This is a genomic window from Oceanospirillum sp., assembly GCF_048265165.1.
Taxonomy (GTDB): Bacteria; Pseudomonadota; Gammaproteobacteria; order Pseudomonadales; family Halomonadaceae; genus Oceanospirillum.
The window spans coordinates 788,993-815,779 of record NZ_JBLXCD010000001.1; the positions used below are offsets into that span (position 1 = coordinate 788,993).

A 26,787-nucleotide genomic window follows, 5' to 3' on the forward strand; every position below is an offset into this window, starting at 1 on the left:
ACGAAAATCAGCTCCACCCTGCCAGCACAGGAACTTGTTGTTGTTTTAATTGTTTTTTGCGGTTTTTATTATTTTTAGCACTTCATAATAATGCCTAGAGCTGTACCTACACGCCCTACTTTAGTCCAAAAAAACCATCAGATAGCGCTAAATAACAGCAATATCCACTATTTTTCCTAGCTGCAACGCACAATATTTATGGCCGCCACTAGGGTTTCCACTGGGTTTATAACATTAAGAAACAAAAAAACCGTCTGGATCAGACGGTTTATAGAGAAGGAATCATCGCTATCGAAATCAGGCTGGCACAAATCGTAATGCGACACCATTATTACACCAGCGCTGACCTGTAGGCTTGGGGCCATCATTGAATACATGCCCCTGATGACCGCCACATCGAACGCAGTGGTATTCAGTTCTTGGGTAGATCAGCTTGAAATCTGTTTTAGTTTCAATATGACCATCGACTACAGTGAAGAAGCTGGGCCAGCCGGTGCCGCTGTCATACTTCATTTCAGAGGTGAACATCAGTAAATCGCAACCCGCACAGCGGTATTCACCCTTACGTTTTTCATCATTCAGCGGACTGGTAAATGCCCGCTCCGTCCCTTCCTCCCGTAGCACATAAAACTGCTGGCCATTAAGGCGTCCCTTCCACTCTTCAGGGCTTAAATTAAGGGGGGTAATATCATGATTTGGCTTATTACTGGCCTCAACCGCAGGTACAAAACTAAGTGCGGCGGGAAATCCAAGCAATGCCTGCAAAAAAGTACGACGTTTCATCGGGTGCTCCTGACGCTTGGGCGAACATAAATGCTTTAGAAGCTATACGCAAAACAAGCCCTGAATAGATTCAATGACACGCCAGAATATTTTAAGACACCGTTTTTTTCCAAAACCCCTGACTACCACCGGCCTGCTCAGGATCAAACCAGTTGAGAGCCCCGTGTAGCGAAACAACCTCCCCCACAATAATCAATGATGGTGGCTCGACATTTTTATCGGCAATGTGCTCCGCCAGCGTCCCTAAGGTGGCAATATAGTTTTTCTGGTTGCGGGTCGTACCCTGCTGAATAAGGGCTGCCGGCGTATCAGCACTGCGTCCGTGGGCGATCAGCTGACGGGTGATTTCCGGCAGGCCTACCAGTCCCATATAGAAAACCAACGTTTGTGCTGGCGTCGCCAATTCATCCCATGGCAGATTGCTACTACCATCTTTTAAATGACCCGTAACAAAACGTACCGACTGGGCATGATCTCTATGGGTCAGGGGAATACCGGCATAAGCGGCACAGCCCGATGCGGCAGTAATACCGGGGACCACCTGAAACGGAACACGGTACTGACTCAGGGTTTCAATCTCTTCCCCGCCCCGGCCAAAAATAAAAGGATCGCCACCTTTAAGGCGTAGCACCCGCTTACCCTGTAACGCCAGGTCAACCAGAAGCTGGTTAATATCTCCCTGAGGCACAGCATGATCTGAGCGAGCTTTACCCACATAAATTCGCTCGGCATCACTGCGGCAGAGATCAACGATTTCAGGGGCAACCAAGCGGTCATACAGCACCACATCTGCCTGCTGAATCAGGCGTACCGCTCTAAGGGTCAGCAGCTCAGGATCGCCAGGGCCGCCTCCAACCAGATACACCTCCCCTGTCACGGTATCAGGGTTTTGCTCGGCCGCTGTCAGGTTATTTTCCAGCAACTGCCCAGCCTGACCCTCGCGCCCTGACAACATCAGCTCCCCAACAGCTCCTTCCAGTTGTTGCGACCAGAAGCGCTCGCGCAGCTTGAGCGTCGGGAACAGATCTTTGACCCGATCCATTCCCTGATGCACCAATCCGGCCAGACGACCAAAAGAGCGTGGAATCAGGGACTCAAGACGAGCTTTCATAATACGGGCCAGCACAGGGGCTTCACCGGTAGAGCCCACGGCAATCAACACAGGATGCCGATCAATCAGATAAGGCAGGGATACGTTAGACCACTCCGGATGGGCGGCTACATTCACCAGCCTTCCCTTCGCTTTAAGTTCTAACGCCTGCTGCTGTAATCCATCACCTGCACTTTCTGCCAGAATGACTAACGGGTAAAGCTCGGCATTAGTAAGCGCCTGCTCAACGCTAATTTCAGCGACATCATGTGCTTGCATTAGCTGCTGCAACCCCTGACTCAGCGGCTGAGAAGCGGCTACTGCAACCTTAGCACCAGCACGCAACAACGCCTGCAACTTGCGACGGGCTGTATCATCGTGACCAATAACAACCGCACCGAACTCATCGGTATTCGCCATTAGGGGAAGCATTTTCATAAGCAGATCTCTTATACAGGGGCTACTGGGCCGATCAGGGCTCGATTAAGAAAGGGCAAGACCATTCTTATATAACCAAATCAAAGATACAAGAAATCTTTTATAACCATTTTAGAGCGACAGTACCGATAAATGCACCAAAATTGTTCAGAACAGAACAATGCAACCTGACAGACATAAAAAAAGCCTGTGCTTTTCAGCACAGGCCATTTCTTATAGCAGATATAAAAGCAGCAGATTAACCGATAACGGTAACACCACCCATATAGGGCTGTAGAACCTCAGGTACGTGAATACGGCCCTCTGCATCCTGGTAGTTTTCCATTACAGCCACCAGTGTACGCCCAACGGCCAGACCAGAGCCATTCAGAGTGTGCAGCAGCTCAGGCTTGTTGGTTTCCGGATTACGGAAACGGGCCTGTAGACGGCGTGCCTGGAAGTCTTCAAAGTTAGAGCAGGAAGAGATCTCCCGGTACTTCTGCTGGCCTGGCAACCATACTTCAATATCGTAGGTTTTCGCTGCAGAGAAACCGATATCGCCGCCACACAGGTTAACCACACGGTAAGGTAGATTCAGCGCCTGCAGAATTTTTTCTGCGTGGCCAGTCAGTTCTTCCAGAGCTTCGTAGGACTTGGACGGTTCAACCAGTTGAACCATTTCTACTTTTTCGAACTGGTGCTGACGGATCATGCCACGGGTATCACGACCGTAAGAGCCCGCTTCACTACGGAAACAAGGCGTGTGTGCTGTCATCTTCAGCGGCAGTTCTTTCGCCGCCAGAATCTCATCCCGCACCATATTAGTGACCGGTACTTCTGCAGTCGGGATTAGGTAATACTCATTTTCGCCCTGTAATTTGAACAGATCTTCTTCAAATTTAGGCAGCTGGCCAGTGCCACGAAGTGAGTCTTTATTAACCATGTAAGGCACGTAAACTTCAGTGTAACCATGCTCACCAGTATGTGTATTCAGCATAAACTGGGTCAGGGCACGATGCATACGAGCCAGGGGGCCACGCATCGCCGTAAAACGTGAACCCGTGATTTTAACGCCGGTTTCAAAGTCCAACAGGCCATTCGGAGAGCCCAGATCAACATGGTCTTTTGGTTCGAAGTCCAGCTCCTTCGGTGTTCCCCAGCGACGGACTTCGACGTTGTCGTCTTCACTACTACCTGCCGGTACAGACTCATGCGGCAGGTTAGGAATGGTCAACAGCAGATTGTTAAGCTCGTCCTGAAGTTCTGCCAGTTTCTGCTTACCGGCATCCAACCGGTCACCCAGATCACTGACTTCAGCCAACAAAGGTGCAATATCTTCACCAGATGCCTTTGCCTTACCAATCGCTTTCGATCGGGTATTACGCTCGTTCTGCAGCTGTTCGGTTTCAGTCTGCAGACCTTTACGCTGGGACTCCAGCTCCTGCAGACGAGCGGCATCCAGTTCAAAACCGCGAATTTTCAATTTTTCCGCAACAGTTTCCAGATCCGTACGGATCAGCTTTGGATCAAGCATTATGATTACCCATTAGTTTCAGTCATATTCCCGGTCAGACAAGCTGTCTGCCCAACCACATGCCAGCGGCCACCGCAGCCAAACAGCAAACGACACTCAAAATGATGTACAGAATTGCTGCGGATACCCGCCCGCTTTGAAAAAGATTCAGTGATTCCAGTGCGAAAGTGGAAAAGGTGGTAAATGCACCGGTAAAACCCGCCATCAGAATTGCCTGACCATGAGGCTCCAGTCTGAGTTGCTGGACAAGAACCGTGTACAAAAAACCGATCAGCACAGACCCGGCAACATTAACGGTTAGCGTTCCATAGGGAAAACCTCTGCCAAACCATTGTGTGACAACCCCAACGACCCAGTAGCGGCCCATCGCCCCGAAAGCCCCGCCAATAGCTACGGCTAACATCTGATTCATGGGTTATCCTCTTCTGGTTCTTGAGGCTCTGACTTAAAGACAGAGCTTTAGCAGTCACATCACTGAAATCCAAGGGGCATCATTGTAGAGAAAAGAGCAGCATTTCCAAAGCCCCAGCCAAGGAATATTCCCGGATAAATTGACAACACATACTTTGCTGGCAGATTTAGCCAGTCTTTGCTCTTCATTAGCTCGCTTAAACAGAGCAAAGGAGTGCACCAATAAGTGTATCAGAGGCGTTAGCAGGAACCCGGGTAACGCTTCAGCTCACTCTCTGCATCTTTTTGCGCCAGCCACTGCATTTTCTGAGCAATTTTCTGTTCAAGACCGCGATTCTCCGGCACATAATAACGGGTATCAGCCAGTTCCTCCGGGAAATAATTTTCACCTGCTGCGTAGGCATCTGGCTCATCATGGGCGTAACGATACTCCTGACCGAAGCCCATCTCTTTCATCATTTTGGTCGGGGCATTTCTCAGATGAACCGGCACATCATAATGACCAGTCTCTACCACATGGGCCCGAGCTTTATTATAAGCTTTATAGGCGGCATTACTTTTAGGGGCAGCGGCCAGATAGAGAATCGCCTGGGCCACTGCCAGCTCGCCTTCCGGGCTACCGAGGCGCTCCTGCACATCCCAGGCATTAAGACACAATTGCAAGGCTCTTGGATCAGCATTCCCGATCTCTTCGCTGGCCATACGCACCACCCGCCGGGCAATATACAGAGGATCACAACCCCCATCCAACATACGGCAGAACCAGTAAAGCGCTGCATCCGGAGCCGAACCCCGAACCGACTTATGCAAAGCGGAGATTTGTTCGTAAAACAGATCGCCACCTTTATCCATGCGACGGGTACTTTCTGCCAGAACTTCAGACATCACCTGACTATTAATCTGGCGACCTTCCGCCGTATCTTCTGCCAGGTCGGAAGCGACCTCCAACAGGTTCAGAGCCCGGCGGGCATCGCCATCTGCAGCTTTGGCCAACAGTTCAAGATTCGGGTTATCAATCTGAAGTTTTTCCTTGCCAAGACCACGCTCAACATCTGTTATTGCATGATGTAAAACACGCATCAAATCTTCAGGCTCAAGATTGCGCAGCACATAAACCCGGGCGCGGGAGAGCAGTGCATTATTCAGCTCAAAAGAGGGATTCTCTGTGGTGGCTCCCACAAAAATAAAGGTGCCATCTTCCACAAAGGGCAGAAAAGCATCCTGCTGGGATTTGTTAAAGCGATGCACCTCATCAACAAACAAAAGCGTTTTTCCGCCGTGGGCGCGGGTCTGTTGCGCGCGTTCCACTGCAGCCCGAATCTCTTTCACACCAGAGAGCACCGCCGAGATACTTTCGAACCTCGCCTTGGTCAGCTCGGCTATAAGGCGTGCCAGCGTAGTTTTGCCTACCCCTGGCGGGCCCCAAAAAATCATCGAGTGCAGCTGATCGCGCTCAATAGCTTGACGTAAAGGCTTATCCGGTGCCAACAGGTGTTGCTGACCAGAGTATTCATCCAGTGTCTTGGGCCGCATTCGCGCCGCCAATGGCTGCCATTTTGGCTGTTCCGCAAAAAGATCCATCAGATCGGCTTAATGCATAATGACATCGATACCTTCCGGTATCGCAAAGGTGAAACGATCACCAGGAAGCTCAGGATTAAAACGGGTGGCAAACAGTTCAATAGAGGTGCGCTGCCCCAAACTATCAGCAAGCAGTAAGGACGCCAGTTGCCCCTGAGAAAAGCTCAGCCGTAACTCTTCAAACAAAGACTCCTGACCCGTAGGAATCAGAAGAAACTCTTTAAACTGAGCTGAATCCCGGGTCAGTCTGATCGAAAAGCGCTCTTCGATCGAGGTGATATCACCGCTGAGTAGCATGGCCGGAGTTTGGTTTTGAGCCTGAGTAACCTGTTGCACAGTGACCTGCTCAAGATCCGGGTCGTATAGCCATAGGGTTTCGCCATCGGAAACCACAGTTTGCGGGAAAGGGGTCTCTGTGGCCCAGTAAAACTTACCCGGACGGGCAAGGCTCAAATGGCCGGAAACCTCCTGTAAACGGCTGCCTTTAGCGTCAAGAATACGTTGCTGAAAGTCCGCATCCAGGCTCTGCATTTGGGTTAATAACTGGCTCAGCTGCTCTGCGGCTGAGACCTCAGAAGCTGCAGCCTGAACACGTGAAACCTGAAAGACACACACACTGGCCAAAACCAGAAAAAAAGTAATAAAGCGTTGCATAGAATTCCTTAAATTAAGCACTCACCCCTAATCGGGCAAAGTTACTCCTGCGGTTGACTCGGTGGTGCCAGCACTTCACGCTGACCGTTGCTCCCCATACCGGAAACCACGCCCGCGGCTTCCAGGGACTCCACCATTCGGGCAGCGCGGTTATAACCGATTTTAAAACGCCGTTGTATTCCTGATGCAGAAACCCGGCGGGTTTCGGTGATAAATTCCACCACCTCATCGTAAAGTGCATCCCGGTCTTCATCACCGGAATCTGCACCGCCACCTTCAGATGGGACACCATTCTCCTCCCATCCGTTCAAAATACTGTCGACATAGTCCGGCGCTCCCCGGCGCTTCCAGTTTTCGACAACTCTGTGTACCTCATCGTCATCAACAAAGGCACCATGCACACGGACTGGCATCGCGGTTCCCGGTGGCAGATAGAGCATATCACCGTGCCCCAGAAGCTGCTCTGCTCCGCCCTGATCCAGGATTGTCCTGGAATCAATTTTAGAAGAAACCTGAAATGCAATACGGGTTGGAATATTCGCCTTAATCAGACCGGTAATCACATCCACCGATGGGCGCTGAGTCGCCAGAATCAGGTGGATACCGGCCGCACGAGCTTTTTGCGCAAGACGGGCGATTAACTCTTCCACTTTTTTGCCGACGATCATCATCATGTCGGCAAATTCATCGATCACGACCACAATAAAAGGCAGTTTCTCCAGCGTCGGAGGTGCCTCTCCCTGTTCTGGTTTAGCCGTTGGGTCAGCAACCCGAGCGCCCTGAGCCGCCGCTTCATCCAACTTGCTGTTAAAACCCGCAATATTACGCACACCCATGGCCGCCATCAGCTTATAACGGCGCTCCATTTCTGCAACACACCAACGAAGAGCATTGGCTGCATCCTTCATATCCGTTACAACGGGCGTCAACAGATGCGGAATACCGTCGTAGACCGACAGTTCCAGCATCTTGGGATCAACCATAATCAGGCGAAGCTCTTCTGGCGTAGCTTTAAACAGCATACTCAGCAGCATGGCGTTCACACCCACAGATTTACCGGAACCTGTGGTACCGGCCACCAGTAAGTGCGGCATTTTAGCAAGGTTAGCGACGACCGGCTGCCCGGCAATATCGTCCCCTAGGGCCAACGTCAACGGTGAATCAGATCTGGTGTAGGAAGCATGATTCAGCACCTTATGCAGACGTATCATCGCTCGATTCTGGTTAGGAATCTCAATACCTACGGAAGACTTACCGGCGATCACTTCAACCACACGGACACTGGTAACTGCCAGCGCCCGGGCAAGGTCCGTGGCCAGATTGGTAATTTTACTGGCCTTGACGCCAGCGGCTGGCTGGATCTCAAAACGGGTGATCACAGGCCCCGGATGCACGTCCACCACCTGAGCGACCACGTTAAACTCTTTCAATCGTACCTCAAGCAGCTCAGACATGGTCTGCAGCTGCTCAGGTGTGTAGCTTGGTTTACTGACACTATCACCCTGGGTCAACAGTTCAATACTGGGTTTATTACCCGTAATTTCACCGACAGGTGTCGTATCCGGCTTTTGGAAGCGAGCAACACTCCAGATCTCACCATCTTCAGTGGTTTGCGTTACGGCTGCCAGGCGCTCATCCATTGACGGTTCGTCATCCTGAATCACTCCATGGTTAGCCACTGGTTGAAGGGGGGGCTCCTCCCGTCTCTGCTCTGCAACGAACGGAGCTTCTTCGGCTTCCACAGCAGAGTCGGAGCCATTGAATATGGCTTCAGCAGCTGGCTCAGCGGAGAACGACATTTCTGGAACTGAAACCTGTTCCGGAGAATGGCTGAAGGCCTGTTGTAACGAGGATGACATATTCAGCGTTGGCTCAGAGGCATTCAGAGGATCATCGGTATCTGCAATCAGAGGGTGATCAAAAGACAGGCCCGGCTCAACCCTTTCCTGTATCGGGCTTCGGCGATCCGATTTGCCATCATTCGTACTGAACAAGGGAGGTAAAGCAGGAAGGCTCTGCAGCAAGTGTTTACGCCAGGCAGATAGTTTTGAACGCCCATCACCACGTTCCGAAACGGGCTCCGGCTGGCCCTCATAAGATACATCCTGAAACGCAGGTGCTTTCTGTTCAACAGGTACGTTCTGCTCAAATGTCCCCGGCGCGATGGACTCCTGCTGGGGTTGCCGGCCGGAATAAGCATCCCGGACCGGAGCAAAAAAAGCATCGTTTTCTGATGGAGTCGTATCCGATGGATAGGGTGCCCGGGCCTGCCCCTGATAGCGGTCACTATAAAGCTGATCGCCTGAAGGTGCTGAAAACTGTTCCGGTAGGCCTGCACTGGAGTCCTTCGCCTCCTGTTTCAACCAGGTATATACCCGCTGAGCACCGGATTCGGCGTAAAAACCCACAGCATCCATTATCAGCAACCACGACCAGCCTGTGAGCAGAGAGAAACCGACCATCCAAAGCGCCAGCATCAGCAGTGTCGCGCCCATCAGCCCAAGGCTCGCCAGAAACAAGCTGGTAAATGACTCACCGATAATGCCACCCGGCCCGCCGGGCAGTGCACTCTCCGCATGGTAAAAATGCAAACTAGCAAGGGTCGCATTGGCACAAATCCAAACGACAAAGCCTAACAGTCGCAACCCCAATGCTACGCCATCCAGTTGTTGCCGGCCAAGATAGATACGGTGAGCAGCATAATAGATCATAGCCAAGGGAAACAGGTACGCTGAATAACCTGTCAGACTCAATAACAAGTCTGATGTGTAGGCTCCAAAACGTCCCATTAAATTACCCGTAACCCCTACATTCTGGCTCCGGGACCAACCACCATCATCCGCATTAAAGCTGATCAACGCTAAAAACAGAAAACTGCAGAGCGCCAGAATCAGAATAACAACCCCTTCGCGGGCACCTCTGCGAATCCGGTCAGCAAGATCCTGCCCAAACTCAGGCTGTACATCGTTATCAAGCGACTGATTCGGTTCAGGCTGTTGGTCTGTTGTCATGAAACTATTACCCTATTGGATTGTGCCCTTATAATACCTGAGCAAAGAGATAAGCAAAACGAAGGTGGTCAATTTCCTGAGCAACTTTCCGATACCTCCTTTCTGAACAAAAGACATGTAAAATAAGACATCACTGTCAGAACCGATAAATGAGCTGTTTTTTTATGATAGAGCTGCCCTGGCTGAATCCTGAACAACCACCATATTTTCCACCGGTAACCGAAGCTTTAGCAGACCCACAGGGACTTCTTGCATTCGGCGGCCAACTGAACGCTCAGTGGCTATTAACGTCCTACCATCAGGGTATTTTCCCTTGGTTTAATCCGGGGGAACCCATTCTATGGTGGTCACCTGACCCTCGAATGGTAATTTTTCCGGAACATTTTAAGATACGCCGCAGCCTGAAAAAAACACTGCGCAAACAGCCATTTGAAATCACCTTCGACACAGCATTCGCGGAGGTGCTGAACGGCTGTGCAGCAGCGCGCAACTACACCGATGAAACCTGGATCACAGAAGAGATGCGCAGTGCCTACCAGGAACTCCACCAGATGGGCCATGCTCATTCAGTAGAGGCATGGCAGGATGGTAAATTAGTTGGCGGACTTTATGGCGTCGCTATCGGCCGGATTTTTTGCGGCGAATCTATGTTCGCCCGCGCCACCGATGCTTCCAAAGTCGCCTTTGTTCACCTGATACAGCAACTCAAGGCCTGGCAGTTTGAGCTGATTGATTGCCAGGTCTACTCTGATCACCTGGCAAGCTTCGGCGCTGAAGAAGTCGATAGAGCGTGCTTTCTTGACTATCTTAAACAATACGCAACCGCCGCCATGCCGGTGGGACACTGGTCACTGGAACAACGCATTAAGGAAACTGTGCTTTGAGTAGCGACGCACCTTTTATTGAACCGCAGCTGCGCTTTTACATGACAGTCCCCCACGACTGTAGCTATCTGACGGATCATACAGCAACAACACTGTTTCTTGACCCGGAGCAGCCTGTTAACCAGCAGGTGTACGACTTATTGACTCTGGTTGGCTTTCGACGCAGCGGCAAACACCTTTATCGCCCTAACTGCAAAGGCTGCAATGCCTGCATCTCAGTCCGCGTGCCAACAGAAGAGTTTCTGCTGAAACGCAAACACCGCAAAGCTCTAAACCGGAATAAAGACCTGACTACCAACATAATGCCTGCAACTTATATCCGGGAACACTACGACCTGTATGAGCGCTACATAAATGAACGTCATGCTGATGGAGATATGTTCCCACCTTCGGAGGAGCAATATAAATCCTTTCTAACGCTGGATAAACATTTCTCCCATTTAGTAGAGTTTCGGGATAGTGATAATCAACTTGTGGCAGTATCTGCCATGGACACCCTAAGCCACGGCATATCCGCTATCTATACATTTTTCGACCCTGAGCAACCTAAACGCTCCCTTGGCGTCTACGTGGTTCTCTGGCTGATCCTGCATGCCCGATACCATCACCTACCCTACGTTTATCTGGGTTACTGGATCGAAAACTGTCAGAAAATGAATTACAAAACGGACTACCAGCCACTGGAACAACTCCGGGACAATCACTGGTATCCACTGGAGCTCTCACCGCCCTCAGGCAAAGACGGCATTTAAGTAATCTGACACAGGAAAACCAGCATAATACGCTGATATTTTTGCGCCACAGATTAAAAGATTGCCCCACCCCAATTACACCAAACAGAAAGATTTCAGGCTTTTTTTCGGGAACTTTTGATTAGCAGAGGAAAATAAGGCAAAATACGCGCGCTTATTTTGTGTGTGGCGTCATCTGATTTTACACCAAGCCCATAAACACAGAACCTGAGTCCTGAAGCGTGTATGCTCTCACCTCTCAGGCAGCGTGTAGCACCAAATGATTCGTACCTGTACTCCCGCCTGAAAGACCAATTTGGTCAACTGGAGTGCAGATTATAGACCGCAGAAGAACCCGAGGTAATTCCTGCATGGCAAAAGAAGATTCTATTGAAATGGAAGGCACCGTGGTCGACACGCTGCCCAACACAATGTTCCGCGTTGAGCTGGAAAACGGCCATATCGTTACTGCTCATATCTCTGGAAAGATGCGCAAAAACTACATCCGCATTCTGACTGGCGACAAAGTAAAAGTGGAACTGACGCCATACGACCTGTCCAAAGGCCGTATCGTATACCGCGCCCGTTAATCACGGAGCCTCCCGTCAGGAGGTAGCGATATAGTTTCTGAAAAGCCTGATACCTATTCTGAATAACCAGAATAGGTATCGGGCTTTTTTGGCTACTTCCAGCCTAATAGCTGCTCCTTGAGGAACCGACAGAAATAAAAAAACCCTGCCGAAGCAGGGTCTTATTATGGCAGTAAAAAATTACCTAAAGGTCAGGCAACCTCACCAGCTTTTTCGGCCTCAAGTACTATTTCACCATTATCATCCAACGAAACATGCACCTCACCGCCACCTGTCTCAGCAAGATCACCAAAGAGGATTATCTCCGCCAACGGCTTCTTGATTTTCTCCTGAATCAGACGAGCCATCGGTCTGGCCCCCATCTCAGGATCATAACCATTTTCCGCCAACCAGTTCTTAGCATCATCATCCAGTACCAGCTGTACCTTTTTCTCATCCAGCTGCGCCTGCAGCTCCACCAGGAACTTATCAACCACATTACGGATCATTTCAAAGTTCAGCGCAGAGAACTGAATAATACCATCCAGACGATTACGGAACTCCGGCGTAAAGGTCTTGCGGATCACCTCCATACCATCGGTACTGTGGTCCTGATGAGAAAAGCCTATAGAGCGACGACTGATAGCCTCAGCACCAGCATTTGTGGTCATAATCAGCACCACGTTACGGAAATCTGCTTTGCGACCATTATTGTCCGTCAGCGTACCGTGATCCATCACCTGCAACAGCAGGTTGAAGACTTCCGGATGCGCTTTCTCAATTTCATCAAGCAACAAGACACAATGCGGATTCTTGGTAACAGCCTCTGTTAACAGGCCACCCTGGTCATAGCCAACATAACCCGGAGGGGCGCCGATCAATCGCGAAACAGTATGACGCTCCATATACTCAGACATATCAAAGCGAATCAGCTCAATACCCATAATATGAGCAAGCTGTTTACTAACTTCTGTTTTACCAACACCGGTCGGCCCGGCAAACAGGAAAGAACCGATCGGCTTCTCAGGTGCTTTCAGACCCGCCCGCGACAGTTTTATCGCATTGGACATGGATGTGATCGCATCATCCTGACCAAACACCAGCATCTGCAGATTTTTCTCAAGATCCTTGAGCACCTTCTTATCAGACGTTGTTACACTCTTTGGTGGTATGCGGGCAATCTTGGCTACGACAGCCTCGACCTGCTCAACACCTATCGTATCAACGCGATCCTCTTCTTTTAGCAAGCGCTGATAGGCACCCGCCTCGTCCACCACATCGATAGCTTTATCCGGCATATGACGGTCATTAATATAACGATCCGCCAAGGTCGCTGCAGCCTCCAGAGCCTCATTCGTATATTTCAGCTCATGGTGCTTTTCAAATCGGCTGCGCAAACCTTTAAGAATCTCAATGGTGTCGTCCACGCTCGGCTCCATCACGTCCACCTTCTGGAAGCGGCGTGCCAGGGCGCGATCTTTCTCAAAAATGCCACGAAACTCCTGAAAAGTGGTCGAACCGATACAGCGGATCTCACCGGAACTGAGCAGAGGTTTCAAAAGATTAGAAGCATCCATCACACCACCGGATGCCGCGCCAGCACCGATAATCGTATGAATTTCATCAATAAACAAAATAGCATGGGGCTGTTTTTTCAACTCACCAAGCAGGGCTTTCAGGCGCTTCTCGAAGTCACCCCGATATTTGGTGCCCGCCAGAAGCGCACCCATATCCAGTGAATAGACGATGCTATCGCTAATAACGTCCGGCACTTCACCATCAATGATACGCTTAGCCAAACCTTCAGCAATAGCCGTCTTCCCAACCCCAGCCTCCCCCACCAACAGAGGATTATTCTTGCGACGACGGGCCAGAATCTGAATGACCCGCTCCACTTCATGGTCACGCCCCACCAGAGGATCGATACGACCAAGACGTGCTTGTTCGTTCAGGTTAGTGGAGTAACCGGTCAGTGGGTTATTGGCAGCACCCTCCTGAGTGCTATCTTCCGCCTCTTCATGCTGCTCATGCTCTACCGGCGCCTCATGGCCGGCAACCTTGGAGATGCCGTGCGAAATATAGTTAACGGCATCTACCCGAGCTACACTCTCCTGCCGCAGGAAGTAAACAGCCTGACTTTCCTGCTCACTGAAAATCGCCACCAGCACATTAGCACCGGTTACTTCACTTTTACCGGAAGACTGAACATGGAAAACAGCGCGCTGAAGCACTCGCTGAAAACCCAGTGTCGGCTGAGTCTCACGCTCCAGCTGATCATCCGGAATCAAAGGCGTTGTCGAGTTAATAAAATCCTGCAGCTCGATACGTAGTTTGTTCATATTGGCTCCGCAGGCGTGGAGTACACGTGCGGCAGATTCATTATCCAATAGCGCCAGTAACAGGTGTTCAACTGTCATAAACTCATGGCGCCTGCTACGGGCTACGGTGAATGCAGCATTTAACGTTGATTCGAGGTCTTTGCTTAACATGGGACTACCCTCTCTTGCCGCTTTGTTATATCGGCCCTTTTCATTCCGGGATTGATTCCGGTATCAGCCCTTACAGCTTCAATCAGTCTGCTCAATATCACACATCAGTGGGTGTTCATGTTCTCTTGAGCACTGATTTACCTGGGCACACTTGGTTTCAGCAATATCCCTGGTAAATATTCCACACACACCCTTGCCTTGGGTGTGCACTGCCAGCATGACTTGCGTGGCTTTCTCCTCATCCATGTTGAAAAACACGGAGAGCACTTCAACAACAAACTCCATCGGTGTGTAGTCATCATTCAACATCACAACTTTATACATCGGGGGACGCTGAAGCTCTGGTTTTGACGGAGCGACGGCCACTCCGCTGTCACCGTCGTCCTGATAAGGATCTGAAGAGTTATCCTGATTAACGATGGTGAAATAAGGGTTTGCCATGGCGGTACCGCTAATCCTCTATTTTTGAGTTTTGTTTAAAACATACTTTAGTTAAAAAATAAGCACAGATTAGGTCAAACTCAAGTTTATAAATCGATCAAAGAGACAAATGTCACAGCTTTCAGGGCTGTCAGCCTTATGTCTCAGAGTCCATTGAGGTTTAAGGAGTTCAGTTTTAGGACGAACAATAATCAGCCCTGACTGAAGATACTTAAATCACTCACCTGATACAGATATGGGGTTAATAACCTACTTATAAACTAAGAATAATTAAAAAATTCGGAAACACAATGCACAAAAGCGAGTTAACGCCTTATTTTATCAAGGCTTTACCCATAAAGATGAACACAAAGGGCCTCCTACGATCTGTTATCACAGGGCATCTCTGGTATATCATGCCGGACTTTTAATCAGCCCACCCCAAAACCACCTGATACAACACCCGTATTGGTCTTTTACTCTGCCAAACACCAAAAGGATCACCCCACCATGAGTCGACTTATTCTGTTTAACAAGCCCTTTCAGGTACTGTCGCAATTCACAGACTCTGAAGGGCGCAATACCTTGGCAGATTTCATTACCGAGCCTGGCATATACCCGGCAGGCAGACTGGACTACGACTCCGAAGGCCTGTTACTTCTGACCAACGACGGTAAGCTACAACACCGAATTGCATCTCCAGATATGAAATTGCCTAAAACCTATGTCATTCAGGTGGAAGGCAATATTACCGAAAAAGCCCTGCAACAACTTCGCAGGGGAGTATGCTTAAAAGACGGCCAAACCCGCCCCGCCAAAGCACGAAAAATTGACAACCCCGAGCTCCCGCCCCGAACCCCACCGGTACGAGAACGGAAGAATATTCCAACCTCCTGGGTAGAACTAATCATCAGTGAAGGCCGCAACCGGCAGGTGCGCCGTATGAGTGCTGCGGTAGGCTTTCCAACATTGAGATTGATTCGCACCTGCATTGGCGACTGGAAGCTGGACAATCTGAAAAGCGGCGAGCATAAAGAGATCGACGTTAACCTGCCTGTCGCTACAAAACCAACGGCAGGTGCATCAAAAAATGGCTCCCGGACAAGAAATATACGCACCAACAGTGGAAAAAACGGCAATCGCCCCCACTCTAAATCCCATAACAGTGCAGGCAATAAACGTCATACCGGCAAACCTAAGCGCTGAACCCGTTTCATTTTACTGCTGATTACCGCAGAGAACACTTTAAGGATTACCATGCTGTCACGTGATGATGTCTGGAAACCCAACTGTACCGTTGCCACTGTGGTGGTGAAAAAGGATACTGAGAGCGGCGAAGATCGCTATCTGCTGGTGGAAGAGTGGAGCCAAGGTCGCCGGGTACTGAATCAACCGGCAGGCCATGTCGAAAAAGACGAAAGCCTGGTCAACGCCGCCATCCGGGAAACATTGGAAGAAACCCGCTGGGAAGTCCGAATCACTGATTATATGGGGCTTTATATTAATAAAGCCTCCGAACGTCTGACCTATCACCGGCACTGCTTTATTGCTGAGCCTGTACAGCATCACCCGGATGCCGTACTGGATGAGGGTATTGAACAAGCTCGCTGGCTTAGATGGGAAGAACTTCTGCAACAGCAGGAAAAAATGCGCAGTCAGGCAGTGATGATCTGCTTTGAAGACTACCGCAAAGGTAAGCGTTATCCTCTTGAGCTGATTACAGACCTTGACCACCCGCTCTAAACCCGAGCTCAAGCGCTCAATGTAACGATAAAGAAAGATAACTCAGAGCCCATCACTTTAACTGCATGGGCTGACAACATCCGTTATAATCCCCGCTGACCTGCTTCAGGGGATTTGGCTCAAATTTACGATGCACCAGATCACCCAAACACTGTAAACCGATTAGCGAAACATCATGCCAAACAGTCAAAACGCTTCAGAAACTCAGCCAACACCTAATATCAGTGCAACCGACAACAGTCAGACCAAAGTCATTGTCGGCATGTCAGGGGGTGTTGATTCATCCGTATCAGCTGTTCTTCTGATGCAGCAGGGGTATCAGGTCGAAGGCCTGTTTATGAAAAACTGGGATGAAGACGACGGCACCGAATACTGCACCGCGAAAGAAGATCTGGCAGATGCTCAAGCCGTGTGCGACCGCATCGGTATCAAACTGCACAAAGCCAATTTTGCCGCAGAATACTGGGACAACGTGTTTGAGCATTTTCTGGCAGAATATAAAGCCGGTCGCACCCCAAACCCAGACATTCTCTGCAACAAAGAGATCAAGTTTAAAGCTTTCCTGGAGTATGCAGAAGCTCTCGGCGCAGACCTGATCGCCACCGGCCACTATGTACGTCGCGGTGAACAGGATGGCAAAGCTACTCTGCTGAAAGGTCTGGATAACAACAAAGACCAGAGCTACTTTCTCCATGCCGTCGGTCATAACGAGATCGGTAAGACCCTGTTCCCGGTGGGCGAGATTGAAAAACCTGAAGTCCGCCGTATTGCGGAAGAACATGACCTGATTACGGCCCGTAAAAAAGACAGCACCGGCATCTGCTTTATCGGCGAACGTCGTTTTAAAGACTTTCTGCAACAGTACCTGCCAGCACAGCCGGGCACTATTACCACACCGGACGGTGATGTAATTGGCAAACACAGCGGCCTGATGTATTACACCATTGGTCAGCGTCAGGGATTGGGCATTGGCGGTCTGAAGGAGTACTCAGAAGACCCTTGGTTTGTTGCAGAGAAAGATCTGGATAACAATATTCTGATCGCCGTCCAGGGCACCGACCATCCGTTACTGTTCAGTCGCGGCCTTAAGACAGAAAGCGTTGACTGGGTTGCCCACCAACCACCGGTTGATGGCGAATTTAAATGTCGGGCCAAAACCCGTTACCGCCAGGACGATCAGGGCTGCACCGTGAAACCTTTAGGCAACAATGAGTTCGAAGTGATCTTCGATGAGCCTCAACGGGCCGTAACACCGGGTCAGTCGGTAGTTTTCTATCTTGAAGATATCTGCCTTGGTGGTGCCGTCATTGAGAAAACCTGGCGCGATAACACCTGAAGCAAAACCCCGATGCAACACCCGAACCATCAGACGACAGGAATACAGGGACAACTATGAGTTCAAACCGACAAGATCAGGAACAGGCTTTGGCTCTTGCTGGTGTATTTCAGGCCGCAGCCCTTGTGCACCAACTGGCCAATAAAGGCATGGTGGCACAGGATAGCTTTGAAACCAGTATCACCAGCATTCTGGAAACAGACCCGGAAAACACCCTGGCAGTCTACGGCGGGTCACCTCAGGGCCTGGCGTTAGGAGTTAAAACACTGCGCGGCTTCATTAACAAAGACGCAGACACCTCAACCCATGTCTTACGCTATGCGATGTCCATTCTCTATCTGGAAAAGCGCCTGCGCAAAGATGATCAGATGCTTCAGGCCATCGGGCAGCGTCTTGAGCAGGTAAAAATGCAGAGCCATCACTTCTCAAACACCCACGAAAATGTGATCGCCAATATTGCCAGCCTCTACCAGGACACCATCAGCACCTTTTCTTTCCGGATTCAGGTGCAGGGCGAACCCAATATTCTGCGCCAGACCAACAACGCCGAAAAAGTACGTGCCCTGCTCTTTGCCGGTATTCGCTCAGCCATTCTCTGGCATCAGCTAGGTGGGCGCCGTTGGAGGCTGCTTTTGGGACGCAAGAAGATTCTTCAGGCACTTGATGATGCCGCCAGACTCTGACCGAACTCAAAACAAACGCAAAAGGGGGCTGTTTTCATGCGCTCCTTTTTATTTTCTGCCCGCCGCTGTAAGTTACCTGGAAATCCTTTAAGGTCGCCATTAGCCAGAGAATATAAGCGGTAATCCTGTAATAAAGTTCAGTTTCAGGTATGATTGCGCACTTCATGAAATCAGCTTATTTATAGAGAGCAGTAACAAAATGCAGCTTTCCAGCCTTACCGCAATATCCCCCGTTGATGGCCGTTATGGCTCTAAGACCGCTGACCTGCGCCCCTGGGTGAGTGAATTTGGTCTGATCCGTGCCCGCGTAGAAGTTGAAATTCGCTGGTTACAGCGCTTGGCCGATCACGATCAAATTACTGATGTTCCTGCTCTGAGCCCAGAAGCCAATCAGGTTCTTGATCAACTGGTAGCCAACTTCAGCGAAGATGATGCCCAGCGCATCAAAGATATAGAACGTACTACTAATCACGATGTAAAAGCGGTTGAGTACTTCATCAAAGAGCGTATCGAAGGCAACAGCGAACTGCAGGCTGTTACTGAATTTGTTCACTTCGCATGCACCTCTGAAGATATCAATAACCTGTCTCACGCTCTGATGCTGAAAGGCGCACTGGACAGTGTCGTTCTGCCAACCATGAAAGAAGTGGTAGAGGCCATTCGTCAGCTGGCAATTAACAATGCAGAGCAGCCTATGCTGTCCCGCACCCATGGCCAGACGGCATCGCCTACGACCCTGGGTAAAGAGATGGCCAACGTTGCCGCTCGTTTGCAGCGTCAGGTAAAACAGGTTGAAGCGGTTGAGTTGCTGGGTAAAATCAACGGTGCCGTAGGTAACTACAACGCACACCTGTCGGCCTACCCAAGCATCGACTGGGCTGAAAACGCAAAAGTTTTCGTTGAAAGCCTGGGGCTGACCTTTAACCCGTACACAACTCAGATTGAGCCGCACGATTATATCGCTGAGCTGTTTGACGCCATTGCCCGTTTCAACACCATCCTGATCGACTTTGACCGTGACGTTTGGGGTTATATCTCCCTGGGTTACTTCAAACAGCGCACTATCGCCGGTGAAGTCGGTTCATCCACTATGCCGCACAAGGTTAACCCGATCGACTTCGAAAATTCCGAAGGTAATCTGGGCATCGCCAACGCGATTATGCAGCACCTGGCCGCTAAACTGCCGATCTCCCGCTGGCAGCGTGACCTAACCGACTCTACTGTTCTGCGTAATCTGGGCGTAGGTTTTGGTCAGTCTCTGATTGCGTATCAGGCTTCCCTGAAAGGCATCAGCAAACTGCAAACCAACGCAGAGCGCCTGAATACTGACCTGGAAAACAGCTGGGAAGTGTTAGCGGAACCGATCCAGACCGTTATGCGTCGCTACAACATCGAAAAGCCATACGAGAAGCTGAAAGAGCTGACCCGAGGTAAAGCGATCACAAAAGAAACTCTGCAGGAATTTGTTCAGACCCTGGACATGCCGCAGGAAGCAAAAGATGAACTGATGCAGCTAACGCCGCATAACTACATCGGTAACGCTATCGATCAGGCTAAAGCGATCTGAGTCGTGACAACAGTTCGTAGCCCTCATCTGCGCTAAGAACATTCATGCTCAACGCTTTACCTTCCAAAGAAGGCTCTGATATTTTTCAGGGCCTTTTTCTTTGGCTTATGTTTTCTATCTGAAAAATAAACGATCTGCATAAGACCAACAGATTTCTGAAAAAGACTGGAAAAAACTATGTTACAACTCCCTGAAAGCCTGCTGGGTCATATCAGCTACGAAGAGTTTCTGCGGGATTACTGGCAGAAGAAACCCCTGTTTATCAAAAATGCGATTCCCAACTTTGAATCCCCCATTGATGAACATGAGCTGGCGGGCCTGGCCCTTGAAGAGCAGGTCGAGTCACGACTTGTTATGGAAACCGGCCCTAAGGGTGAAAAATGGCATCTTGAAAATGGCCCTTTTAAAGCGGAGCGCTTCAATGAGCTACCAGAGAGCCATTGGACACTGCTCGTTCAGGCTGTCGATCACTACGTTCCTGAAGTCGCAGCCCTGATAGAAGCCTTCGATTTCATCCCCAGCTGGCGGGTCGATGACATCATGATCAGCTACGCCCCCAAAGAAGGTAGTGTTGGTCCTCACCTGGATTACTACGATGTCTTCCTACTGCAAACCCAGGGCTCACGTCGTTGGCAGATCGGCGGTTTCGCTGATGATAAAACTCCGTTTATTCCGGATGTACAGTTACGTATTCTGCAGGATTTTGACGCTACAGAGACCTTCATCTGCGAACCCGGCGACCTCCTCTACCTGCCGCCACAACTTGCCCACTACGGAGTTTCGCAATCTGATGACTGCATGACCTGGTCTGTAGGCTTCCGGGCTCCCTCTGCCGATGAGATCGTAACCTCTCTTGCCGACTTTATTGGAGAATCTCTCTGCGAAGATGACCGCTACCAGGACCCCGACCTGGAACTACAGAGCCATACCAGCGAAATCGGTGCTGATGCTATCAACCGCGTACAGGCGATCATTCAGGAGAAACTGGCCGATAAAGCGACGATCAAAGCCTGGTTTGGCCGCTACATGACCCAGCCTAAGTATCTTGATCAGCTAATCCCGGCTGAAACAGCACTGACACAGGCAAAAATGGAGCAGGAAATCTCACAGGGGATGGCAATCTGCCTGAGCGAAGGCAGCCGAATAGCCTTTTCAGAAGCCGAAAATGGCCTTTTACTCTTTGCCGATGGTGATGGCTTTGAAGTTTCAGCAGCAGATCGTGAGGTAGTGCTCTTTCTTACGGAGCAGAAACACCTGACATATCATGAATTATCTTCATCTTCCAAGGATTTTAAAGGAATAATATTGGATCTCCTGAATCGCGGTACACTCTATCTTAGTGACTAAACCATTGTAGACAGTCACAGTTTATCACCATGACTGTCTGCATACTTATCCCTCTTTTAATGTCACGCCCCTTTATAACCCCTCACTGCACCTCATCATTAGCCCCGCTCAGCGAAGGGCTTCTTTTAAACCCCTGAAAACCAGCAGCCGCTATCCGTCATCTCACACAACATTGTCGACAATCTACCAGGGATTGAGCGAAAAGTGACTCTCTAATGCGGTCACTTCTGAAAGTAAAACTACAACACTATTGCGCTGCAGCAAGGAAAATTCATTCAAACGGTAGTCAGACTACAGGAAACAATTTGTAGTGCAGTTACAACAGGTTATATAGCCCAAAGTAGCGTTTGCAAAGGGTTCACAGCTTAAGGCATAGTAAAAACACACAAAACGACAAACACTCGTTTTAAGCGCTGGATAAATTAATTCAGGCACTTAAGGGCGAACTTGCCGAAGGTGACAGAGCAGCGAAACATTTCACTGTTTCTTAAAATCACAGGCACACAAAATGATCTGCTTTGACGGCACATCAAAGCAGAACGGAAGGATACCCTAAGCCTGCGGCACAACGTTGATATCTTAATAATACAATCAACGCGCAGGTCCCGGGGATAACCTAACAGGCACACTCTGTAGAGGAAAAAGCATGTCAACTTACACAAAAGACATCGATGCAGTAGCAAAACTGAAAGAAACCAACGGTTCTCCTTGGGATGCAATCAACCCAGAATCTGCAGCACGTATGCGTGCTCAGAACAAATTCAAAACCGGTCTGGATATCGCTAAGTATACTGCTGACATCATGCGTCGCGACATGGCTGAGTTCGACAAAGACAAGACCAAATACACTCAGTCTCTGGGCTGCTGGCACGGTTTTGTTGGTCAACAGAAAATGATCTCTATCAAGAAGCATTTTGGTTCCACCGAACGTAAATACCTGTACCTGTCCGGCTGGATGGTTGCAGCTCTGCGCTCTGACTTTGGCCCTCTGCCTGACCAGTCTATGCATGAGAAGACTGTTGTGGCGGATCTGGTTGAAGAACTGTACACCTTCCTGCGTCAGGCTGATGCCCGTGAACTGGGTGGCCTTTTCCGTGAGCTAGACAAAGCACGTGAAGCTGGTGACAGCAAACTGGAAGCTGAAATCCAGAGCAAAATCGACAATCACGAAACCCACGTTGTACCAATTATTGCCGATATCGATGCAGGCTTCGGCAACGCAGAAGCAACCTACCTGCTGGCTAAAAAGATGATCGAAGCGGGTGCCTGTGCACTGCAGATCGAAAACCAGGTAGCGGATGAGAAACAGTGTGGTCACCAAGACGGTAAAGTAACTGTACCTCACGCTGACTTCCACGCGAAAATCCGCGCACTGCGCTATGCCTTCCTGGAGCTGGGTGTAGATGATGGTGTTATCGTTGCCCGTACTGACTCCGAAGGCGCTGGTCTTACCAAAGAGATCGCAGTTGTACGTGAACCAGGTGATCAGGGCGACATCTACAACTCCTTCCTGGACGTTGAAGAAGTTGCTCCGGAAGACACCGCTGAAGGTGACGTACTGATCAGCCGTAACGGTAAGCTGGTTCGTCCTAAGCGTCTGGCCTCCGGCCTGTACCAGTTCCGTCAGGGCACTGGCCACGAACGTTGCGTATTTGACTGTATCGAAGCAATTAATGCGGGTGCTGACCTGCTGTGGATTGAAACTGCAGTACCAACCGTACACGAAATCAAAAATATGATGGACGATGTACGTAAAGTACACCCGGATGCGAAACTGGTTTATAACAACTCACCATCTTTCAACTGGACACTGAACTTCCGTCAACAGGCATACGACGCATGGGTTGAAGCTGGTAAAGATGTTTCTGCCTACGACCGCGCTGATCTGATGAACGCCAAGTACGATGACTCTGAGCTGTCCGCTGAAGCTGATGCCCGGGTTCGTACCTTCCAGGCAGATTGCTCACGTGAAGCGAACGTATTCCACCACCTGATCACACTGCCGACATACCACACCACAGCTTTGTCAGTAGACAACCTGGCTAAAGAGTACTTCGGTGACGCAGGTATGCTGGGCTATGTTGAAGGTGTGCAGCGTAAAGAGATCCGTCAGGGTATCGCTTGTGTGAAACACCAGAACATGTCAGGTTCTGATATGGGTGACGATCATAAAGAATACTACGCAGGTGAAGCTGCACTAAAAGCTGGCGGTGCGAAAAATACTTCTAACCAGTTCAGCTAAAACCGGCTTTGAGTAAAGTAGCTCAAAACCGGTTATAGGGAAGTACTCTGAACCTGGTTCAGAGATCCCCTAAGAAGGCGGCCCTTGCAAAAGGAGCCGCCTTTTTTATTAGTCAGCTTTTTTTACGTTAGAATGGCATACGGCTTTAACTGCAAACTGAACAAGTGGTTTAACTATGACAACAGATACACCCGTTTTTCTAAAAGATGCACAAGATTTGTTAACGGAACAGGGGTTTGCCACAAGCAACATCTGGTATCACGGCACCTCAACTGCACTGGTCGACTCCATTCAGGAACAAGGTCTCAAACGTTCCGGTGACCAGGCCTTAAAAGAAGCTGCAAAGAAAACCATGGCTACCATTGGAGATGACCATTACAGCGAAACCACAGAACCGGTATTTCTGACCCAAAGCAAGGAGTTAGCCTTCTACTGGGCTCAGCAAACGGTCAGAAACCGCAGTGTTCGCATCGAAGGCAACGAACAACCCGTCGTGCTTTCCGTCACCTTGCCGAATGACATTAACAGTGCAGTAAAGCCCGATGTGGGCGCAGCTAGTCTGCTAATGGTAAAAGAAGGTGAAAACTACATGGCCTTTCTGGCGGCTATTTACCAGGAAAATAATCAACCCGTACCTTCCATCGATCTGATGAAAGCAGATCGTATGGATTACCTCAATCTGTTGGGCATGGCCTATATCGACCGGGACCTGCCAGCGAACGTTATCGACCTGGTTTGCGAATAAACCTGGGTGAAACTGCTTTTCAATCTTCAGCCCGCATACAACTTGCGGGCTGATTTATTTCTGCCATCTATCCCTAGCAAACGTTCTATCAGGCGCTGTTTTGTAAAAAAATTCCAGTCGATGCTAAAAACAGCCCCTTACTAGCCATAAGTTGTAATTCTCCACCATATAAAAAGGTGATGTTTTTTAGTACAATCCAGCGCCAACAGACAGAATAAAACTCCTTCAGATCTGGGATGGCCACAAGCCATCCAGTGTTAGGTCTTTGGCTACACGCCATAACAATAGGGATAAAAATGACAACTCCAAATTCAGAGCAAAAAATCGTCTATACCCTCACTGATGAAGCACCGATGCTGGCAACTGGCTCTTTGCTGCCTATCGTGCGCTCCTTCACGGCTGCTGCGGGTATTAAAGTAGAAACTAGCAATATCTCCGTTGCATCCCGTATCCTGGCAGGCTTTGCTGACCGTCTCACCGACAAGCAGAAACAGGAAGCAACCGATACTCTGGTTGAACTGGGCGAGCTGACTAAAGATCCTTCATGCAACCTGATCAAGCTGCCTAATATTTCAGCCTCTATTCCTCAGCTGAAAGCCGCTATTGCCGAGCTGCAGTCTCAGGGTTACGATCTGCCGGATTATCCGGATGAAGCGACCACAGACGAAGAGAAAGAAATTCAGGCCCGTTACTCCAAAGTATTGGGTAGTGCTGTAAACCCGGTTCTTCGCCAGGGTAACTCTGACCGCCGTGCGCCACCGGCTGTTAAAGCGTTTGCCCGTAAATTCCCGCACTCCATGGGCAAATGGAGCAAGGCTTCTCAGTCACACGCTGACTATATGCGTGACGGCGACTTCTTCTCCAGCGAGCAATCCATCACCATGGATGCTGCTGATGACGTTCGTATCGAGTTCGTTGATAAAAGCGGCAATGTTGAAGTTAAAAAGACCCTTCCGCTGGAAGCCGGTGAAGTCTTCGACAGTATGTTTATGAGCGCTAAAGAGCTGGATACTTTCTTCGAACGTACTCTGCAGGAGTGTAAAGAAGATGGTGTTATGTGGTCTCTGCACGTTAAAGCGACCATGATGAAGGTATCCCACCCTATTGTATTCGGTCACGCGGTTCGTGTTTTCTATCGCGAAGTGTTCGAAAAATATGGTGACCTGTTCGAAGAGCTTGGCGTAAACCCGAACAACGGTATGGCCAGTGTTTACGACAAGATCAAAACACTGCCTCAGTCTCAGCAGGAAGAGATCGAAGAAGCGATCCACGCCTGCTACGAGCACCGCCCTGAAATGGCAATGGTTGACTCTGTCAAAGGTATCACCAACCTGCACATTCCTAGTGATGTTATCGTTGATGCATCCATGCCTGCGATGATCCGTAGCTCCGGTAAGATGTGGGGCCGTGACGGCAAGACTAAAGACACTAAAGCCGTAATGCCTGAGTCGACTTACGCTCGCATCTATCAGGAGATGATCAACTTCTGTAAGACCAATGGTGCATTTGACCCAACGACGATGGGCACAGTGCCTAACGTTGGTCTGATGGCGATGAAAGCAGAAGAGTACGGCTCTCACGACAAGACCTTCGAAATGAATCAGGACGGTACTATGCGCGTCGTTAAATCCGACGGCACCGTACTGATGCAGCATGAAGTAGAAAAAGGTGATATCTGGCGCGCCTGCCAGACTAAAGATGCCGCTGTGCGCGACTGGGTGAAACTAGCAGTGACCCGTTCACGTCAGTCTGACACACCAGCAATTTTCTGGCTGGACGATGAGCGTGCTCACGACCAACAGCTACGCCTGAAGGTTGAAAAATACCTGCAGGATCATGATACCAACGGTCTTGACCTAAGCATCATGGATTATAACAGTGCGATCCGGATCTCTATGGAGCGCATGATTCGTGGTAAGGACACTATCTCTGTAACCGGTAACGTACTGCGCGACTACCTGACCGACCTGTTCCCAATTATGGAGCTGGGTACGTCAGCGAAGATGCTGTCTATCGTTCCTATGCTGAATGGCGGTGGTATGTACGAAACAGGCGCAGGCGGTTCTGCACCTAAACACGTACAGCAGGTTCAGGAAGAGAACCACCTGCGCTGGGATTCACTGGGTGAATTCCTGGCACTGGCCGTTTCTCTGGAAGAGATGGGTATCAAAAATGACAACGCCGATGCCAAACTGATGGCAAAAGCGCTGGATGCCGCAACCGGTCAGCTGTTGGAAAACAATAAGTCACCTTCCCGTAAAGTTGGTGAGCTGGACAACCGTGGTTCTCACTTCTATCTGGCGATGTACTGGGCTCAGTACCTGGCAGAACAGACTGAAAATACTGATCTTGCGAAACGTTTTGCTCCTCTGGCGAAAGCTCTGACTGAAAATGAAGAGGAAATCATCAAGGAACTGGCTGACGCACAAGGCAAACCAGCAGATCTGGGCGGTTACTACCACCCTGATATGGCTAAAGTTGACTCTGTGATGCGTCCAAGCAAAACTCTGAACGATATCCTGGCTTCCCTGTAAGGCGCTGATATCGGAA

20 protein-coding genes and 2 pseudogenes are annotated in these 26,787 nt (G+C 49.8%); 12 read left to right on the forward strand and 10 right to left on the reverse strand.

Annotation, left to right across the window (positions count from 1 at the left end; genetic code table 11):
* Positions 1–297: 297 nt before the first annotated feature.
* From msrB to ACN0R8_RS03485, 8 genes and pseudogenes are all read right to left on the reverse strand, one after another.
* On the reverse strand, positions 298–783 hold the full coding sequence (gene msrB, locus ACN0R8_RS03450; RefSeq protein ID WP_417595099.1) for a peptide-methionine (R)-S-oxide reductase MsrB: 486 nt from the start codon (positions 781–783) through the stop codon (positions 298–300).
* 91 nt (positions 784–874) lie between these two features.
* Positions 875–2,311: a siroheme synthase CysG gene (gene cysG, locus ACN0R8_RS03455; RefSeq protein ID WP_417595101.1), complete on the reverse strand. Its 1,437-nt coding sequence runs from the start codon at positions 2,309–2,311 to the stop codon at positions 875–877.
* A gap of 238 nt (positions 2,312–2,549) precedes the next feature.
* Positions 2,550–3,824 (reverse strand): serine--tRNA ligase, encoded by a 1,275-nt coding sequence (gene serS / locus ACN0R8_RS03460; protein WP_417595103.1) that lies wholly within the window; start codon positions 3,822–3,824, stop codon positions 2,550–2,552.
* Positions 3,825–3,858: 34 nt separating this feature from the next.
* Positions 3,859–4,236: a fluoride efflux transporter CrcB gene (crcB, locus tag ACN0R8_RS03465; RefSeq protein ID WP_417595105.1), complete on the reverse strand. Its 378-nt coding sequence runs from the start codon at positions 4,234–4,236 to the stop codon at positions 3,859–3,861.
* A gap of 239 nt (positions 4,237–4,475) precedes the next feature.
* Entirely contained in the window at positions 4,476–5,816 is a 1,341-nt protein-coding gene (locus ACN0R8_RS03470) for a replication-associated recombination protein A (RefSeq protein WP_417595107.1), read from the reverse strand.
* 9 nt (positions 5,817–5,825) lie between these two features.
* On the reverse strand, positions 5,826–6,470 hold the full coding sequence (gene lolA, locus ACN0R8_RS03475) for an outer membrane lipoprotein chaperone LolA (protein ID WP_417595109.1): 645 nt from the start codon (positions 6,468–6,470) through the stop codon (positions 5,826–5,828).
* Positions 6,471–6,511: 41 nt separating this feature from the next.
* Positions 6,512–7,948: pseudogene (locus ACN0R8_RS03480) on the reverse strand (DNA translocase FtsK); the annotation flags it as partial.
* A gap of 936 nt (positions 7,949–8,884) precedes the next feature.
* Positions 8,885–9,481 (reverse strand): annotated as a pseudogene (locus ACN0R8_RS03485) (DNA translocase FtsK 4TM domain-containing protein); the annotation flags it as partial.
* A 164-nt stretch (positions 9,482–9,645) separates the two neighbouring features.
* Here ACN0R8_RS03485 and aat point away from each other — a divergent pair.
* From aat to infA, 3 genes are all read left to right on the forward strand, one after another.
* Complete coding sequence (gene aat, locus ACN0R8_RS03490) at positions 9,646–10,365, forward strand: leucyl/phenylalanyl-tRNA--protein transferase (protein ID WP_417595111.1); 720 nt, start codon at positions 9,646–9,648, stop codon at positions 10,363–10,365.
* The gene (locus ACN0R8_RS03495; RefSeq protein WP_417595113.1) at positions 10,362–11,117 is read left to right on the forward strand and encodes an arginyltransferase; all 756 of its coding nucleotides are present in this window, start codon (positions 10,362–10,364) and stop codon (positions 11,115–11,117) included. The genes aat and ACN0R8_RS03495 overlap by 4 nt, the downstream gene beginning before the upstream one ends.
* A gap of 350 nt (positions 11,118–11,467) precedes the next feature.
* Positions 11,468–11,686, forward strand: a complete 219-nt coding sequence (gene infA / locus ACN0R8_RS03500) for a translation initiation factor IF-1 (RefSeq protein WP_078319170.1) — start codon at positions 11,468–11,470, stop codon at positions 11,684–11,686.
* Between the two features lie 191 nt (positions 11,687–11,877).
* Here the strand turns inward: infA and clpA are convergent, their stop codons facing one another.
* On the reverse strand, positions 11,878–14,154 hold the full coding sequence (clpA, locus tag ACN0R8_RS03505) for an ATP-dependent Clp protease ATP-binding subunit ClpA (protein ID WP_417595115.1): 2,277 nt from the start codon (positions 14,152–14,154) through the stop codon (positions 11,878–11,880).
* 78 nt (positions 14,155–14,232) lie between these two features.
* On the reverse strand, positions 14,233–14,595 hold the full coding sequence (gene clpS, locus ACN0R8_RS03510) for an ATP-dependent Clp protease adapter ClpS (RefSeq protein ID WP_417595117.1): 363 nt from the start codon (positions 14,593–14,595) through the stop codon (positions 14,233–14,235).
* A 489-nt stretch (positions 14,596–15,084) separates the two neighbouring features.
* Between clpS and ACN0R8_RS03515 the strand changes: the two genes are divergently transcribed.
* The 9 genes from ACN0R8_RS03515 to ACN0R8_RS03555 all read left to right on the forward strand — a co-directional run bounded on the left by ACN0R8_RS03515 (position 15,085) and on the right by ACN0R8_RS03555 (position 26,771).
* Positions 15,085–15,780, forward strand: coding sequence for a pseudouridine synthase (locus tag ACN0R8_RS03515; RefSeq protein ID WP_417595119.1), 696 nt, complete (start codon positions 15,085–15,087; stop codon positions 15,778–15,780).
* Between the two features lie 51 nt (positions 15,781–15,831).
* Positions 15,832–16,317 (forward strand): NUDIX hydrolase, encoded by a 486-nt coding sequence (locus ACN0R8_RS03520; RefSeq protein WP_417595121.1) that lies wholly within the window; start codon positions 15,832–15,834, stop codon positions 16,315–16,317.
* A 175-nt stretch (positions 16,318–16,492) separates the two neighbouring features.
* The gene (gene mnmA / locus ACN0R8_RS03525; protein WP_417595123.1) at positions 16,493–17,653 is read left to right on the forward strand and encodes a tRNA 2-thiouridine(34) synthase MnmA; all 1,161 of its coding nucleotides are present in this window, start codon (positions 16,493–16,495) and stop codon (positions 17,651–17,653) included.
* A gap of 56 nt (positions 17,654–17,709) precedes the next feature.
* Entirely contained in the window at positions 17,710–18,336 is a 627-nt protein-coding gene (hflD, locus tag ACN0R8_RS03530) for a high frequency lysogenization protein HflD (protein ID WP_417595125.1), read from the forward strand.
* A gap of 199 nt (positions 18,337–18,535) precedes the next feature.
* On the forward strand, positions 18,536–19,903 hold the full coding sequence (purB, locus tag ACN0R8_RS03535; RefSeq protein WP_417595127.1) for an adenylosuccinate lyase: 1,368 nt from the start codon (positions 18,536–18,538) through the stop codon (positions 19,901–19,903).
* A gap of 177 nt (positions 19,904–20,080) precedes the next feature.
* Positions 20,081–21,250, forward strand: coding sequence for a JmjC domain-containing protein (locus ACN0R8_RS03540; RefSeq protein ID WP_417595129.1), 1,170 nt, complete (start codon positions 20,081–20,083; stop codon positions 21,248–21,250).
* A gap of 646 nt (positions 21,251–21,896) precedes the next feature.
* On the forward strand, positions 21,897–23,492 hold the full coding sequence (locus tag ACN0R8_RS03545; protein WP_417595131.1) for an isocitrate lyase: 1,596 nt from the start codon (positions 21,897–21,899) through the stop codon (positions 23,490–23,492).
* Between the two features lie 175 nt (positions 23,493–23,667).
* Complete coding sequence (locus ACN0R8_RS03550) at positions 23,668–24,237, forward strand: hypothetical protein (RefSeq protein WP_417595133.1); 570 nt, start codon at positions 23,668–23,670, stop codon at positions 24,235–24,237.
* Positions 24,238–24,533: 296 nt separating this feature from the next.
* Complete coding sequence (locus tag ACN0R8_RS03555) at positions 24,534–26,771, forward strand: NADP-dependent isocitrate dehydrogenase (RefSeq protein WP_417595135.1); 2,238 nt, start codon at positions 24,534–24,536, stop codon at positions 26,769–26,771.
* Positions 26,772–26,787: the final 16 nt, after the last annotated feature.

Excerpts from the sequence above, each read along its gene's own strand:
- msrB (WP_417595099.1), bottom strand. The coding sequence starts at position 783 with ATGAAACGTCGTACTTTTTTGCAGGCATTGCTTGGATTTCCCGCCGCA.
- cysG (WP_417595101.1), bottom strand. The coding sequence starts at position 2,311 with ATGAAAATGCTTCCCCTAATGGCGAATACCGATGAGTTCGGTGCGGTT.
- serS (WP_417595103.1), bottom strand. The coding sequence starts at position 3,824 with ATGCTTGATCCAAAGCTGATCCGTACGGATCTGGAAACTGTTGCGGAA.
- crcB (WP_417595105.1), bottom strand. The coding sequence starts at position 4,236 with ATGAATCAGATGTTAGCCGTAGCTATTGGCGGGGCTTTCGGGGCGATG.
- ACN0R8_RS03470 (WP_417595107.1), bottom strand. The coding sequence starts at position 5,816 with ATGGATCTTTTTGCGGAACAGCCAAAATGGCAGCCATTGGCGGCGCGA.
- lolA (WP_417595109.1), bottom strand. The coding sequence starts at position 6,470 with ATGCAACGCTTTATTACTTTTTTTCTGGTTTTGGCCAGTGTGTGTGTC.
- aat (WP_417595111.1), top strand. The coding sequence starts at position 9,646 with ATGATAGAGCTGCCCTGGCTGAATCCTGAACAACCACCATATTTTCCA.
- infA (WP_078319170.1), top strand. The coding sequence starts at position 11,468 with ATGGCAAAAGAAGATTCTATTGAAATGGAAGGCACCGTGGTCGACACG.
- clpA (WP_417595115.1), bottom strand. The coding sequence starts at position 14,154 with ATGTTAAGCAAAGACCTCGAATCAACGTTAAATGCTGCATTCACCGTA.
- clpS (WP_417595117.1), bottom strand. The coding sequence starts at position 14,595 with ATGGCAAACCCTTATTTCACCATCGTTAATCAGGATAACTCTTCAGAT.
- ACN0R8_RS03515 (WP_417595119.1), top strand. The coding sequence starts at position 15,085 with ATGAGTCGACTTATTCTGTTTAACAAGCCCTTTCAGGTACTGTCGCAA.
- ACN0R8_RS03520 (WP_417595121.1), top strand. The coding sequence starts at position 15,832 with ATGCTGTCACGTGATGATGTCTGGAAACCCAACTGTACCGTTGCCACT.
- mnmA (WP_417595123.1), top strand. The coding sequence starts at position 16,493 with ATGCCAAACAGTCAAAACGCTTCAGAAACTCAGCCAACACCTAATATC.
- hflD (WP_417595125.1), top strand. The coding sequence starts at position 17,710 with ATGAGTTCAAACCGACAAGATCAGGAACAGGCTTTGGCTCTTGCTGGT.
- purB (WP_417595127.1), top strand. The coding sequence starts at position 18,536 with ATGCAGCTTTCCAGCCTTACCGCAATATCCCCCGTTGATGGCCGTTAT.
- ACN0R8_RS03540 (WP_417595129.1), top strand. The coding sequence starts at position 20,081 with ATGTTACAACTCCCTGAAAGCCTGCTGGGTCATATCAGCTACGAAGAG.
- ACN0R8_RS03545 (WP_417595131.1), top strand. The coding sequence starts at position 21,897 with ATGTCAACTTACACAAAAGACATCGATGCAGTAGCAAAACTGAAAGAA.
- ACN0R8_RS03550 (WP_417595133.1), top strand. The coding sequence starts at position 23,668 with ATGACAACAGATACACCCGTTTTTCTAAAAGATGCACAAGATTTGTTA.
- ACN0R8_RS03555 (WP_417595135.1), top strand. The coding sequence starts at position 24,534 with ATGACAACTCCAAATTCAGAGCAAAAAATCGTCTATACCCTCACTGAT.